The organism is Synechococcus sp. H55.9, from assembly GCF_047462355.1.
GTDB lineage: Bacteria > Cyanobacteriota > Cyanobacteriia > Thermostichales > Thermostichaceae > Thermostichus.
Genome location: NZ_JANSJB010000034.1, coordinates 1 through 14,174, shown reverse-complemented (window position 1 = coordinate 14,174; position 14,174 = coordinate 1). Strand labels below are relative to the sequence as shown.

The following is a 14,174-nucleotide window of genomic DNA, read 5'->3' as shown; positions in this document are numbered from 1 at the left end:
AGGGAGAGGGGAGGTCAGGAACCGTCTCGCTGCTGTTGAGAATAGCCCCATTGGGCCTCGCTGCCCTTTGCACCGCTTGTTGGAATCGCCAGGGATCCTTCTGCAAGTGAGATCGCCACTAGGGTGAGGCGCAGGGTTTCCGCCTGCAATTGGGCCGGGCTGGCCAGGGGATAGGCCAACTGTTGCACCACGTGGGGGCGATCCCCGCCGCCAAGATCTAAGCTGGGATCCAACCAGTCCAGTTGCCTTTCGCAGGGGCTGGACAAGATGCTGTGGACATCCTCCACCCCCCGATTGGCCCCGGTGAGGCGGAGCCAACGCCGAAAGCTGGGCCAAAGGTGCTGGGGCAAGGGTCGCACCTGACCCGGCACAGCCCTGTCGAAATAGATGAGAAAGTCTGCCTTCCAGCCGTTGCAGGCCGGGCAGAGGGGCTGCAAGTTGGCAGCCGTGTTGGGCCCTCCGCGGCTGAGGGGGATGATGTGATCCTGGACAGGAGCGGATCCCACCTGTGACCATGGCCTGCCACAGCAGGGGCAACAGGGGTACCAGCGCAACAGTTGCCAGAACTCGGCAGCAGCAACTTGGCCCGTCAGGTCGTAGCTGCCCCGCTTTTCCTTGGCGCGAGCGGCCCGCTGCTTCTGGCGTTGTCGGCTGGCACAGGTGGGGCAGGGATCCGGTCGAAACAGGAACTCATCCCCACACTCCGGGCAACGATAGGGACTCGACATCAGGACCTAAGACCCTGAACGGGCTAAAGAGCTTGTTTGGCCTGTTGCAGCGTCTGCTCAAACACCTCCAGCGGCTGCGCCCCCGAGAAGGCAATGCCGTTCAAGATGAAATAGGGCGTGCCGCCAATGCCCAGTTGAGAGGCCAGATCCATATCCCGCTGAATGGCTCGCTCTGCCGCCCGGCTGCGCCGATCCCGGTTGAACTTCTCCACGTTCAGGCCCAACTTCTCGGCAGTGGCCACATAAAACGCATCTCCAAGCTGGGATTGGTTGGCGAACAGCTCGTCGTGAAATTCCCAGAACTTACCCTGGCGCTGGGCAGCCCAAGCCGCGCGAGCCGCCGCCATCGCCTCCGGGTGGATGCTGGTCAAGGGCAGGTGCTTGTACACCAAGGTCACCTCGTTCCCGTGCTCGGCCATGAACTGTTTGAGGGTATCGTGGGCGCGGGCGCAGAAGGGACATTGAAAATCGGAAAACTCCACCAACACCAACCGCAAAGCCTCGGATCCCAGTTGGGGAGAGTCTCCGATGACGGCACGCGGGTTCTCCCGCAACTGACGGCCAAATTCTTCCGCCAACTGCTGCTGCTGTTGCTGTTGCTCTTGGTACTGTCGCTGCTGGTATTCCTGGACAGCCTCTAGGATCACCTGGGGGTTCTTGCGAATGATCTGGAGCACCTGCTCTTCCAAATCTGCCGGGGCCGCCGCCGCCGGCAGGAAAACCGCAGCTCCACTTCCCACTTCCAGCAGAACCATTAGCCCAAGCAAAAGTCCGGCCTGAGCCCAAGCGCGAAAAACCCTCACCAGCCTATTCATCCTAACCCCCCTCTCAGACATGCCCAGAACTCCACACAGCCTACCGTCGGATCCCAACGGTGTCTATCACTCCTTCGGGGGGATCAGGAATTGGTGGCCTGCAGAAGCTGCTCCTTGATCCGCTGCAACTGGCTGGCCCAGCGGGGATCCGGCTCAGAGGCTACCTCGCTGGCGGCAGCGACAGTGGCGCGCCCGCCTTTGTTGCCGCGCTGGCGTTGCTTTTTGCTGGGAGCAGAGTTTCCTGCTGATGGATCTTTAGAGCCTTTGGCCTCAGAATCTCTGGATGCTCTGGAATCTTTAGACTCCTTGCCAGACTCTTTGGCTGAGGGCTCAGGAGCTGCCGCTTTGGATGGGGCCTCTTCCCCTCGGTCGCGCGGCTGGGCGATCTCAATGCGCAAGTTAACATCCCCAAAGCTGTGGCCATTGAACTTTTCGATGTACTGCTGCGCCTGCTCCTCGGTGTTCACCGTTACAAATCCGAAGCCGCGACACTTGCCGGTCTTGCGATCCCGAATCACCTTGGTGGAAATCACCTCGCCGGCAGAGCGAAAGAGCTTCTCCAACGCCTGACGATCCACCTCTTCCGGCAGATTTCCGACATACAGACGCACAGACATGATTCAGTGAAGCTCCTAATCGAAATAACAAAAGGCGACCAAAAAGCAAGGTGCTGGGTCAAAGGCGCTCAAGTCGGCACAGTTGGAGTCCAGAACCCAATCGTTAATTGTCACACCACAGCGCGACACGAAGCACAACCTTTGCAAATCACAGAGCTATTCTTTAATCTACCCCAACCTGGAGCCGCCAAGACGAGGAGAACGGTTTTTATGAACGCTTGCCTCATAACCTTTCCGGGGCAGGCCGTGTCCCCTAGGCCAAACCGGTGTTGTTCAGACGATCTCGATGTTGAAAAGGCCGGGCCTGCGGGCCTGTATAGTCGGCTACAAGATGTCCTTGCCCTCGCAGTTGGTAGCGGTAGGTCACCAAGCCCTCCAAACCCACCGGGCCGCGCGGCGGCAGTTTTTGGGTGCTGATCCCCACTTCTGCCCCAAAGCCGTAGCGGAAGCCGTCGGCAAAGCGGGTGGAAGCATTGTGAAAGACTCCTGCCGCATCCACTTCATCCAGAAATCGACGGGCGGCGGCGGCATCTTCGGTTACGATGGCCTCGGTATGGCGGGATCCGTACTGCTGGATGTGGGCAATGGCCTCGTCAAGGGAGCCGACCATCTTGATCGAGAGGATCAAATCGGCGTACTCGGTGCTCCAGTCGGCCTCAGTGGCCGGGATCAGATCCGGCACCAGCTCGCGGCAGCGGGGATCCCCGCGCAACTCCACCCCTTGCTCGCGCAGCGCCTGGACCGCCGGGGGCAAAAACTGGGGGGCAATGTCCGCGTGCACCAGCAGGGTCTCGATGGCGTTGCAGGCGGCGGGGTACTGGGTTTTGCTGTCCAGCGTCAGCCTCACCGCCATCTCCACATCGGCAGCCCGATCCACGTACAGGTGACACAGGCCATCGGCGTGGCCCAGCACCGGGATGCGGGTATTTTCCATGATGTAGCGGACAAAGCTGCTGGAGCCGCGGGGGATAATTAGATCCACCAGCCCCTCCAGTTGCAGCAGGGCTTTGATCTCCTCACGGCTGGTGAGCAGCTGCAAAGATCCCTGGGGAAAGTCCGGGATCTGCTGCAGCCCCGCTTGGATGGCCGCCATCAACGCCTGACAAGAGAGCAGGGCTTCGGATCCCCCTTTGAGCAAGACGCTATTGCCCGTTTTCACCGCCAGGGCGGCAATTTGCACCAGAGCATCGGGCCGCGACTCGAAGATCACCCCCAGCACTCCCAAAGGATAGGTGCGCCGCTCCAGTACCAGCCCCTCGTCCAGCTCTCGGATCAGCAAAGCTCGGCCCACCGGATCCCCTAGCCGGATCACCTGCCGCACTCCGGCCACCATGTCCGCCAACTTGTGGGGATCCAGCTTCAGGCGGGCATAGGCGGCTGCCGACAACTCCCCGGCCTCGACCCTCTCTGCTGCCTGCTCCAAATCCGCCTGGTTGGCCGTCAAGATGGCCTCTTGGTGTTCCAGCAGGGCGGTGGCCATGGCCTCCAGAGCAGCATTTTTAATAGCAGTGGGCAAGGTGGCTGTGCGCTGGGCGGCAGCGCGGGCCAACTGCACTTGGGACAGCAAAGGCCGATCGAAAGCGGCTGCAAGCGAGTTAGGGCAGTCGGTGGAGAGGGACATAGGGTCAAGAAGGCGGCACAAGCGCCCATCCAGAACAAAGAGCGGCAATTGGGTTGGGATGTGTGATGAATGGGATCCCAGGAGCGCCCTTGTGGGGATCCCTATGCTAGGTTAGGCACATTCGGGCTGTGCCATTTGCAGCCTACCAAACTTTGGATCCCACCGGCTGCGGCGGGGTACTCCTCCTTCATCTCCGATGCTTCTGGGATGAGGGCGGACGAGAGAAAGCTTTTGCTTGCACTTCCGTTCCCGGACGGTTAGCGATCCACCTCGTCAACCTCGACTTTTAGCACCTTGTCTTCTAGGAGAGCCAATGAGAAAGCGTGGGTTTGTGGTGAGTGCAACGGCTGCGGTAGTCACAGCCGTGTCGCTGGTTGGCGTGCAGCTATCCAGTCCGGGTTGGGCAGGGTTTCGCCGGGATCCCAAAGAAGTGGTGGACGAAGTTTGGCAGATCGTCAATCGCGAGTACGTCGATCCTTCCTTTAACTCCGTCGATTGGGAGGCGGTGCGGCGGGATCTGCTCAGCCGAGAATATGCCACCCGAGAAGATGCCTATGCGGCCATTCGCGAAGCCCTGAAGAAACTGAACGATCCCTACACCCGCTTTTTGGATCCCGATCAGTTCGCCAGCATGCAAATTGATACATCCGGCGAGCTGACCGGGGTGGGGATCACGCTGGGCATGGATCAAGAGACGAACGAGCTGGTGGTGATCTCCCCCATCGAAGGGTCCCCCGCCGACCGGGCCGGGATCAAATCCAAAGACGTGATCGTGCGCATCGACGACAAGTCCACCGAAGGCATGGACACCAACGCCGCGGTCAACCTCATTCGGGGCGAGCCGGGTACGCGGGTGCGGCTGACCATCCGCCGCGAGGGAGAAGGGCTGAAGGTGTTCGACCTGGTGCGGGAGAGAATCGAGCTGGCCACCGTGCGCTACGAGGTTCACGAGGAAAGCGGCCTGCCCATCGGCTACATCCGCATCACCCAGTTTTCCGGCAACGCTGCCGAGAAGATGCGCCAAGCCATTCGCGAGCTGGAGAAACGAGGGGTGGCCGCCTACGTTCTCGATCTGCGGGCCAACCCAGGGGGGCTGCTCTACTCCAGCGCCGAGATCGCCCGCATGTGGATCGACCGAGGCAGCATTGTCTCGACGGTGAACCGGCAAGGGGAGCAGGATCGCCTCACGGCCAACAACACCGCCCTCACCGACAAGCCTTTGGCCGTTTTGGTGGATGGGGGATCCGCCAGCGCCAGCGAGATCCTGTCGGGGGCTTTGCAAGATAACCGTCGCGCCGTGATCATCGGCACGCAAACCTTCGGCAAGGGCCTGGTGCAGTCGGTGCATCCCCTGTCGGATGGGTCGGGCCTGGCGGTGACCATCGCCCGTTATCGCACCCCCAACGGCACCGACATCGATCACAAGGGCATCACCCCCGATATTCTGGTGGAGTTGTCTGAAGAAGATCTGAAGCGGCTGGGCCAGAACCGGGAGTTGGTGGCCACCTCGGCCGACCCCCAGTATGCTGCCGCCATCCAGGCCCTCCAGGCTCAGATCTCGGCCCGTCGGCAACAGGCCCAAGAGGCCATTCGTTCCTCTTCGCGGTAGCCGGATCCTGAGGCCGTGGTCGAGCTGAGGCTCAAAGACCAACGCGGGGTTGGCAATGCTGGGTTGTTCGTGGAGGTGGCGCGCGGCACTATGGCCGAGTCGAAGACCGTGGGATCTGTGAACTTAGCCGGGCGGGATCTGCTCCGGCTCAGCGACCTGACATCGGCAGAGCTATCGGCCCTGCTGGCTCAAGCGGCGGAACTGAAGCGGGATCCCTATCGGGCGGATCTGCGGGGTCGGGTGCTGGGGCTGTTGTTTCAAAAGGCTTCCACCCGCACCCGCGTCAGTTTTACTGCTGCCATGGCCCAGTGTGGGGGCAGCACCCTGGATCTGGTACCGACGGCGCTGCAGGTGAGCCGCGGCGAACCCCTGCCGGATACGGCCCGCGTCCTCTCCCGCTACCTGGATGTCATTGCCATTCGCACCTACGACCAGCGAGAGCTGGAGATCTTTGCCGAGTATGCCGAGATCCCGGTGATCAACGCCCTCACGGATCAGTTTCACCCCTGTCAGGTGTTGGCCGATCTGCTCACCATCCAGGAGAACTTCGGCCAACTGGCGGGCCTGACCTTGGCCTATTGCGGCGACGGCAATAACGTTGCCCATTCCCTGCTGCTGGGCTGTGCCATGAGCGGGATCCACATCCGCGTCGCCACACCCCCCGGTTACGAGCCGGATGGGGCGGTGGTGGCAGAAGCACAAGCCCTGGCCCAGGGATCGCAGGTGCTGGTCTTACGGGATCCCTACGCAGCAGTCGCAGGAGCTCAGGTGGTCTATACCGACGTGTGGGCCAGCATGGGCCAAGAGGATCAGGCCGAGGCCCGCAAAGCCCACTTCCTGCCCTACCAGGTCAACGCCGCGCTGATAAAACAGGCGGATCCCGAGGCTATCGTGCTGCACTGCTTGCCTGCCCACCGGGAAGAGGAGATTACTGCCGAGGTCTTAGAGGGATCCCAGTCCCGTGTGTGGGATCAAGCAGAAAATCGCCTCCACGTGCAAAAGGCGCTGCTGATCCAACTGCTGGGGGCAGGGTGACCCCAGAGAGAGGGAAGGTGTCAACGGTTATTGGCGGGGCGGCGGGCGGCAATGGCCAGGCTGACGTTGGGCAGCCGCTGCAGGGTATCCATCACCTCTACCACCTTGCCGTGGGAGAGGGCCAAATCGGCGTTGATCACCACCAGGCGGCGCCCTTCAGCCGGCTTCTCGGCCAGGATGCGTTCCACCGTCGGGATCAGAGCGGAGATATCGGCGATCTTTTCCTGGTTGACGGCGATCTGGCCTTCTGCCGTGATGCTCACCGTTACATCCGGCTGTAGACGAACTTGGGCCGTGGTTGCGTCCGGCAGGTTGACATCCAGCGCTTCCGAGCGGGTGAGCACCAAGCTGGCGATGACAAAAAACACCAAGATCGAAAAGATGACATCGATCAAGGGCACAATATTAATCTCGCCGGAGCGGAAGTTTTCTTCGGGGATGCGCATGGCTTAAGAGGGCTCAAGCGAAGAGTAGGGCGGAAGGGTGGAGCTGCCACCGGGTCTGGACTGCGTGTAGGGGTACTGGGAAAGTTGCTGGGCTTGCATCTCTTGCCGCTGCCGATGCAGCAACTCCAGCTCGCCGCCGTACTCCTGGATCTTGGAAAGTTGCCGCAGGTAGAGAGAGCGGAAGACATTGGAGATCAGCAAGGTGGGAATGGCCACGATCAGCCCAAAGGCGGTCGAGTAGAGGGCTTCGGCAATCCCTTGACCCACCCCCTGTGTGTCGGTGCCGCCGATATCTCCCAGTTGGATGGAGCTGAGGATCTGGATGATGCCGGTAACCGTGCCCAGCAGTCCCAGGAAGGGGGCAACGGTAATGACAGTGTCGAAGACCGTGTTGAAGCGCTTCAGCAGGGGCACCTCTGCCGCCAGGGCTGTTTCCAGGGCCAACTTAAAATCTTCGGGGCTGGCTTCGTTCAGCTCCAGGCCGGCCAAAAAGATGCGAGCAATGGGCAGGTCGGCATTTTGTTCCAGCAGATACTGGGCAGCGCGTGGGTTGCGGCGGTACTGGCTGAGGGCTTGCCGCACCACCTCCTCCTGCCGGTGGGTGACCTTCCACCAGAACAAGGCCCGCTCGATGCAACAGGCCACCGAGAAGACCGAGAACGTCAGCAGGGGGATGGAATAGTACCAACCCTGGATCAGGAGCTGCAAAACTCTATCCATACGACCCTGACTTCCCCCTTCTTCTTCGCTCATCTTGTCATAGCACTTTCTCGGCAGGGCTGGGATCCCTTCTTGCGCGGCGAAGGTTGCACCTTTTGGCAATTTTGCCCCAATCCCGGATCGCATCTCGTCAATCGTCGATCCAGAAGGCATACTGGTTGCAACCATTTTGGTTTGGATCCCGAGGGCGTGAATTATGAAATTCAGACGCTGGTTGGGCCTTTGCTGCGCCGGACTGATGGCACTGCTGTTGACGGCTTGCGGCAAGGGATCCACCCCCTACGACAGCATCGTGGTCAACTTTGTTAATACGGCCACCCCCAGCCAGATTGCCGCTATCGCCAAAGAGTATAATTTGACGCTCCGCCCCAGCAGCGACAGCGCTTTTGCCCGCCAAGAAGCGATCTACCTATTTGACGTGGATGCCGACCATCTGGGATCCACGCGGCGGCTGGTCAAGCGGCTCACCAACGAAGCTTTGATCGAGTACGCTCACCCCAACTATCAATTCCAGGCGGCCTTTGTGCCCAACGACCGCCTCTATCCCCAGCAGTGGAATCTCAGGGCCATCCGCATGCCGGAAGCCTGGGACATCTCTCAGGGGGAAGGGGTGACGGTAGCCGTGGTGGATACTGGGGTGACGCGAGTTCCCGACCTGGCCCAAACTCAATTTGTGCAGGGCTATGACTTCGTGGACGATGATGAGGACCCGGAAGACCTCAACGGCCACGGCACCCATGTGGCGGGAACCATCGCCCAATCCACCAACAATTTCTTGGGTGTAGCCGGCATCGCCTTCAAGGCCAAGATTATGCCGGTGCGGGTGTTGGATGCCAACGGCTTCGGCTCCCTGTCGGATGTGGTGGAAGGGATCCGCTATGCTGCCGACCACGGGGCCACGATCATCAACCTCAGCCTGGGTAGCCGCGCTTCGGCCCGACTGATGGAAGAGGCCGTAGCCTATGCCCACAGCAAAGGGGTGACGGTGATCGCAGCCGCCGGCAACGAAAACTCCGACCAGGTGAGCTACCCGGCCCGCTACCCGCATGTGATCGCTGTCTCGGCCACCGGCCCCGATGGCAGCAAAGCCCCTTACTCCAACTATGGGGTGGGGGTGGACATCTCTGCCCCGGGCGGCGCCAAAACCCCCGATCACCCTGAGTACGGCATTCTGCAGCAGACCATCAACCGCCGCAACCCCAACGAGCCGGTCTTTGCCTACTTCCAAGGCACCAGCATGGCCACTCCCCACGTGGCCGGCGTGGCGGCGCTGATCCAAGCCCAGGGCATCAAAGACCCGGACAAGGTGGAAGAGGTGCTGAAGATGTCGGCCACCCCGGTGCCCGGCGACAAACAGAACTTCTACGGGGCCGGTCGTCTGGATGCTGCCAAGGCGCTGGCCCGAGCCACCGGTCAGCAAGAGGAGAACCCCCTGGTGCTGTGGCTGAAGGACTTCCTGCAATACCTGAACAACAACGGCTACCTCAACCCGCGCTTCTGGTTTGATGGCGGCCCGATTGCCCTGGTGCCCAAGCTGCTGATGGTGATAGGCGGCTACATCATCCTGGTGCTGATCCGCTGGTGGCTGGCTCCCAAGCCGATGCGGGCAACAGTGCCTTTGCTGGCCGGGATCCTCTTGGGCAGCGCCGGCCTCTTCCCACTGCAGGGCTTGGCCATTGTGGGTGCCCCTCGCTGGCCCTTCCAATTGGCGGGGAGCTCCCTGCCGGAGCTGGGCACCGCCTTGGCCCAAACCAACGCTTTGAACCCCTTGTTTGCCAGCGTCTTGATCCCGGGCCTGTTGCTGGTGCTGCTCCTGGGCCATCGGCGCTGGCGCTGGGCGGTGATCGGCCTCTCTATCGGCATGGCCTCCCATCTGCTCTTGTCCGGATCTCTGTTCTATGAGGGGGTAGTATGGCTTGGATCCTCTGCTTGGCTGGGTCGCTCCTTTTTGCTCTTCAATGGCCTGCTCTGCCTGGGCCTGGCCTATTTGGGAGCACAAGCCATCCTGGAGTCCCAGTCCAACAGCACCGGTCTAGCGCTGAGGCGGTGATGGAAGAATACAGCGGTACCATCCAGTTCCTGGATATCGAAGGAGGGGTGTGGGTGCTGACCCTGCCTTCCGGCCAGCACTATGCCCTCTTCCGCGCCCCCAAAGAGCTCTTACAAGAGGGGTTGGAAGTCACCATCCAGGGACAGCTCAAAGAAGACATGGTGACGGTGGCTCAGGTGGGGCCGGTCTTGGAGGTGAAGAGCTTCCGACGGCAGCCCTAGCTTGGCCCAGATACAGATCGATCAACCAAATCGGGGATCCCCGCTCAGGGATCCCCATTTTTTCTAACTTTTTGGGATGTTTCGCTGCGCCAGCGTCTTCTGGATCCCTCACCCCCAGCCCCTCTCCCTGAGAGACATCCCTCACCCCCAGCCCCTCTCCCTCAGGGAGAGGGGAGCTGGGGATGGACGTAACGAACCGTTTCATTGCCGTTTGAAATGACGGTTAGCTCAACACAGCCTAGGAAAACACGGCCTCCAACTCTTGCAACGTCTTTTTCACCTTGGCCTGGGCTGCTTCCACCTCCGGTTGGTCATAGGCTTTGGCGGCAAAGTCCAGTTGTTCCAGGCTACGGCCCATCTCCTTGGCCAGGCGCAGCACTTCCCGCTTTTGCCGATCCGGCAAGGTGGCCGCCAGGCCGGTCAAGGTCTTGCGGGTCAGGCCCATCGGTCCGTGGATGTAGGAGCGGATCTCCAACCAGTCCTCCGCCTCCACCAGGCTTTGCAGCCGCTCCACCTGTTGCTCCAGTTGTTGCAGCTCTCGGGGCAAGCCGGCAGCCGCCTGTACAGGAAGCGATCCCAGCCACAGCCCCAATGTCAGGATGGCAACCAGCAACACACTCCGCCAGCGACAGATCATCACGTACCTCCCACATGCCTGCAACAGGCTTGATTTCAAGGACTCCGTCCCGCCGACACGATCGGCAATCAAATCAATAGTTTACCTGCTGGCTGCACCCCAGCTCCTCGGCTACCTCTCAAAGAGCAGAGCAAATCGGCTAGGCTAGAGCTATCCTGTAAAAGAATGTAAATGGCGCTCTCATGCAACGCATCATCCTCATGACCGGCAAGGGTGGGGTCGGCAAAACCTCGATGGCAGCGGCGACCGGCTGGCGTTGTGCCGAGATCGGCCTGAAAACTTTGGTGCTGAGCACCGATCCGGCCCACTCGTTGGCCGATAGCTTCGATCAGCCCTTGGGCCATGAGCCGGTGGAGGTCAAACCCAACCTTTGGGGCGCGGAGCTGGATGCCCTCAACGAGCTGGAGCTGAATTGGGGATCCGTCAAAACCTACATTACCCAGGTGTTGCAGGCGCGTGGGCTGGATGGGGTGCAGGCGCAGGAGCTGGCCATTTTGCCGGGGATGGACGAGATCTTTGCCCTGGTGCGGGTCAATCGCCATTACGACGAGGGCAAGTTCGATGTGCTCATCATCGACTCAGCCCCTACGGGCACGGCTCTGCGCCTTTTGAGTTTGCCGGATGTTTCCGGCTGGTACATGCGCAAGTTCTACAAGCCCCTGCAGGGCTTGGCGCAGATGCTGCGTCCTATTGCCGAGCCAATTGTGAAGGGACTGACCGGGATCCCCCTGCCCAATGACCAGGTACTGGATGCCCCCTACGAGTTCTACCAGAAGATCGAGCGGCTGGAGGGCATCCTCACCAACAACCGCATCACCTCGGTGCGGCTGGTCACCAACCCCGAAAAGATGGTGATCAAAGAATCGCTGCGGGCCCACGCCTACCTCAGCCTTTACGGCGTCGCCACCGATTTGGTGATTGCCAACCGCATTCTGCCGGATGGAGTGGTGGATCCCTACTTTGCTGCCTGGAAGGCCGCCCAACAAAAATATCGCCGGGAGATCCACGAGAACTTTGCTCCTCTACCGGTGGTGGAGATCCCGCTGTACTCCGAGGAGTTGGTGGGGTGGGACGCCCTGGCCCGCCTGAAAAAAGACCTTTGGGGAGAGCGCAACCCGGCGGAAGTGTTCTACACCGAGCAAACGATGCATGTGGTCACCGACAACGGCCAGTACCGCCTGGATCTGTACTTGCCCGGGATCCCGAAAGAGCAGGTGGAACTGAGCAAAACTGGGGATGAGCTGAACATCCGCATCGGCAACCACCGCCGCAACCTGGTGTTGCCCCAGACCTTGGCAGCCATGACCCCGGCCCGCGCCAAGATGGAAGAAGACTACCTGCGCATCCATTTTGCCGCTTGAGCCTGTAGCCCTCTGCCGAAGAGGTATCCTCAAATAGCAAACAGCCAGCTAACCCGGAGCGGATGAGCTACTACATTGCCCCCACCTTCCTCAAGGTCGTCGCCCTGCACCTGACGAAGAATCATCTCCCTTTGCCGGACGTGCCGGTTCCGCTCATCTTGGGCATCCACGGGCGTAAGGGTGAGGGCAAGACCTTTCAGTGCAACCTGATTTTCGAGCGCATGAAGGTCTATGCCGTTCACATCTCCGGCGGTGAGCTGGAAAGTCCCGACGCCGGGGATCCGGCTCGCATGATCCGTCTGCGCTACCGTGAAGCTGCCGAGCACATCCGCAAATTTGGCCAGATGGCCGTGCTGATGATCAACGACCTGGATGCCGGTGCTGGCCGTCTGAACACCATGACCCAGTACACCGTCAACACCCAACTGGTCAGCGCCACCTTGATGAACATCGCCGACAACCCCACCAACGTGCAGCTTCCCGGCAGCTACGATCCCAAGCCTCTGCCACGCGTGCCCATCATCGCCACCGGCAATGACTTTTCCACCCTCTATGCCCCCCTCATCCGCGATGGGCGCATGCGCAAGTTCTATTGGGAGCCCAGCCGCACCGACCGCATTCACATCGTTCACGGCATTTTTCAGGCTGACGGGCTGTCGCTGGAGGAAGTCGAGCGCCTGGTGGACACTTTTCCTGAACAGGCCATCGACTTTTTCGGCGCCCTGCGCGCCCAACTTTACGACGAGCAGGTATGGCAATTGATCCAACAAGTGGGCCTAGAGGGCATAGCCTTTCGCCTGCTCAAAAGCAAAGAAGGCGCCCCCCACTTTCCGCCGCCGCGATTTTCTCTGGAGCAGTTGATCCAGGCCGGCCACCAGCTCAAAGCCGAGCAACAACAAGTAGAAGCCCGTCGCCTCTCCGAAGAATACCTTGGCCTCAAGCGCTCCGCCTCCCAGGAGCCGCCTCCCGCTTCCCCGCCATCCCCTCCTGGGGCTGCTCACTCGGTCGATCCTCCCCCCGTTCCGCTCAACCCAAAAGTGCAGGCCCATATTCGCCAGATCCTGGCGCAAGGATACGAAATCCAGGTGGAGCACGCGGATCCGCGCCGCTACCGGGTTCATTCCTGGCAGGAGTGTGGAGTTGCCCACCTGAAAGAATGGGCCGCTGCCTGTCAGGCTGTCGAGCAGTGCCTCAGCCGTTTTCCCAAGGACTACATCCGGCTGGTGGGCGTAGATCCAGTGAAAAAACAACGGCGGATCGAGACCATTATCCAACGTCCATGAGGGGATCCCACCGCAAACTGGAAGGGGGAGTGCGGCGCCAGAGCAAAATGGCACAATGAGGGAGCCCCCTCTTTGCTCGACAATCCTCTCCAAATCATGCTGTGGCTGCGCCTTCTCCTGGTGGCTTTGTGCGTCGTGTTCATGGGCTGGTTGTCTCCGCCTGCCAATGCCCTCCTCAACGACGACCGCTACGACGGCAACATCTTTGCCCTCTACGGCTCCAACGGCGGCATGATCCCCCCTCGTGTCTCCCTGAAGCAGGCCAAAGAACAAGGGATCCCGGCCCTCCTCGTCTACTACATCGACGACAGCAGCGATTGCAAAAAATACGCTGCCACCCTGGCCAACCTGCAAGTTCGCTATGGGCTGGGAGTCTATTTCATCCCTTATTCTGTCGATTCCCTCTTGCCCGGGGATGAGCGTGGCCAATACTACAGCGGCCAAGTGCCCCAAACCCTTCTTTTTGACTCCCAGGGCAACATTGCTTATCAATCCATCGGCAACCGCCCCATCACGGAAGTGGAAAACGCCATTCGCGCCCTCTTCCACCTGGATCCCGTCCCCCCAGGGGTGATCAAAGCCAAGCCCTTCAACGAGATCCAAACCGGATTTTCCCGACCCCGTTCCCCCGCCCCCCCAGCCGAGGCACAGCCGTGACCGCTCCTCCCGATTCCCCGGATTCGCTTGAGGCTCTGCAAACCAAGCTCGAGATCTTGCAAGCGCGGCTGGTCGACCTACGCGAGCTGGAGCGCCTGTCCCAGCTTTCCCCCGAACACTGGGCTGAAATTCAGGCGGAAGTCAGCCAATTGGAGCAACGCCTGCAAGCCTACCTGTTGGAAGTGTTTAACCCTGTCCCCGCCACCTTTTGGCAGGTGCTGCGCTTTGGCGGCCTGGGCCTGCTTCTTGGCATTGCTCTCCAGCGCTGGGTGCTGAGCTAGCACCCGTTAAGAACGATCAAAAGTCTTGGATCCCGGAGCCCTTTCCCATGCGCCTGCGACGCCCTAGGCCCTTCAGCTCGAGTACGTCCGCAA

The 14,174-nt window shown here is 60.7% G+C and carries 15 protein-coding genes; 8 read left to right on the top strand and 7 right to left on the bottom strand.

The features are described from left to right. Window positions 1-14 precede the first annotated feature (14 nt). The 4 genes from NW857_RS06235 to NW857_RS06220 form a co-directional block, all read right to left on the bottom strand. Complete coding sequence (locus NW857_RS06235; RefSeq protein WP_414334770.1) at window positions 15-728, bottom strand: HNH endonuclease; 714 nt, start codon at window positions 726-728, stop codon at window positions 15-17. Between the two features lie 23 nt (window positions 729-751). Continuing rightward, entirely contained in the window at window positions 752-1,483 is a 732-nt protein-coding gene (locus NW857_RS06230) for a DsbA family protein (protein WP_414334771.1), read from the bottom strand. A gap of 143 nt (window positions 1,484-1,626) precedes the next feature. Continuing rightward, a complete protein-coding gene (locus tag NW857_RS06225; RefSeq protein ID WP_414337113.1) occupies window positions 1,627-2,160 on the bottom strand; it encodes an RNA recognition motif domain-containing protein in 534 nt (177 codons plus the stop codon). Window positions 2,161-2,413: 253 nt separating this feature from the next. Beyond that, complete coding sequence (locus tag NW857_RS06220; protein ID WP_414334773.1) at window positions 2,414-3,781, bottom strand: glutamate-5-semialdehyde dehydrogenase; 1,368 nt, start codon at window positions 3,779-3,781, stop codon at window positions 2,414-2,416. A 313-nt stretch (window positions 3,782-4,094) separates the two neighbouring features. Here NW857_RS06220 and ctpC point away from each other — a divergent pair, with 313 nt between their 5' ends. Continuing rightward, complete coding sequence (gene ctpC / locus NW857_RS06215) at window positions 4,095-5,390, top strand: carboxyl-terminal processing protease CtpC (protein WP_414334774.1); 1,296 nt, start codon at window positions 4,095-4,097, stop codon at window positions 5,388-5,390. Window positions 5,391-5,507: 117 nt separating this feature from the next. Further along, on the top strand, window positions 5,508-6,425 hold the full coding sequence (gene argF / locus NW857_RS06210; protein ID WP_414334778.1) for an ornithine carbamoyltransferase: 918 nt from the start codon (window positions 5,508-5,510) through the stop codon (window positions 6,423-6,425). Window positions 6,426-6,445: 20 nt separating this feature from the next. On the opposite strand, the gene NW857_RS06205 is transcribed toward argF, so the two are convergent. Continuing rightward, window positions 6,446-6,871 carry an ExbD/TolR family protein gene (locus NW857_RS06205; RefSeq protein ID WP_414334775.1) on the bottom strand — a complete coding sequence of 142 codons (426 nt, stop codon included), beginning with the start codon at window positions 6,869-6,871 and terminating at the stop codon, window positions 6,446-6,448. A 3-nt stretch (window positions 6,872-6,874) separates the two neighbouring features. Further along, complete coding sequence (locus tag NW857_RS06200) at window positions 6,875-7,567, bottom strand: MotA/TolQ/ExbB proton channel family protein (protein ID WP_414334779.1); 693 nt, start codon at window positions 7,565-7,567, stop codon at window positions 6,875-6,877. Between the two features lie 262 nt (window positions 7,568-7,829). On the opposite strand from NW857_RS06200, the gene NW857_RS06195 reads away from it, so the two are divergent. Together NW857_RS06195 and NW857_RS06190 are read left to right on the top strand one after the other, a co-directional pair. Then, window positions 7,830-9,641, top strand: a complete 1,812-nt coding sequence (locus tag NW857_RS06195) for a S8 family serine peptidase (RefSeq protein WP_414348464.1) — start codon at window positions 7,830-7,832, stop codon at window positions 9,639-9,641. After that, complete coding sequence (locus tag NW857_RS06190) at window positions 9,641-9,862, top strand: hypothetical protein (protein WP_414334777.1); 222 nt, start codon at window positions 9,641-9,643, stop codon at window positions 9,860-9,862. The genes NW857_RS06195 and NW857_RS06190 overlap by 1 nt, the downstream gene beginning before the upstream one ends. Window positions 9,863-10,100: 238 nt before the next feature. Here the strand turns inward: NW857_RS06190 and psbQ are convergent, their stop codons facing one another. Further along, on the bottom strand, window positions 10,101-10,499 hold the full coding sequence (gene psbQ / locus NW857_RS06185; protein ID WP_414335259.1) for a photosystem II protein PsbQ: 399 nt from the start codon (window positions 10,497-10,499) through the stop codon (window positions 10,101-10,103). A 182-nt stretch (window positions 10,500-10,681) separates the two neighbouring features. Between psbQ and NW857_RS06180 the strand changes: the two genes are divergently transcribed. From NW857_RS06180 to NW857_RS06165, 4 genes are all read left to right on the top strand, one after another. After that, window positions 10,682-11,860, top strand: a complete 1,179-nt coding sequence (locus NW857_RS06180) for a TRC40/GET3/ArsA family transport-energizing ATPase (protein WP_414335260.1) — start codon at window positions 10,682-10,684, stop codon at window positions 11,858-11,860. A gap of 62 nt (window positions 11,861-11,922) precedes the next feature. Then, window positions 11,923-13,143 carry a ribulose bisphosphate carboxylase small subunit gene (locus tag NW857_RS06175; protein WP_414335262.1) on the top strand — a complete coding sequence of 407 codons (1,221 nt, stop codon included), beginning with the start codon at window positions 11,923-11,925 and terminating at the stop codon, window positions 13,141-13,143. Window positions 13,144-13,215: 72 nt separating this feature from the next. Further along, entirely contained in the window at window positions 13,216-13,800 is a 585-nt protein-coding gene (locus tag NW857_RS06170; RefSeq protein ID WP_414337114.1) for a thylakoid membrane photosystem I accumulation factor, read from the top strand. Further along, window positions 13,797-14,081, top strand: a complete 285-nt coding sequence (locus NW857_RS06165) for a hypothetical protein (RefSeq protein ID WP_414335266.1) — start codon at window positions 13,797-13,799, stop codon at window positions 14,079-14,081. The genes NW857_RS06170 and NW857_RS06165 overlap by 4 nt, the downstream gene beginning before the upstream one ends. Window positions 14,082-14,174: the final 93 nt, after the last annotated feature.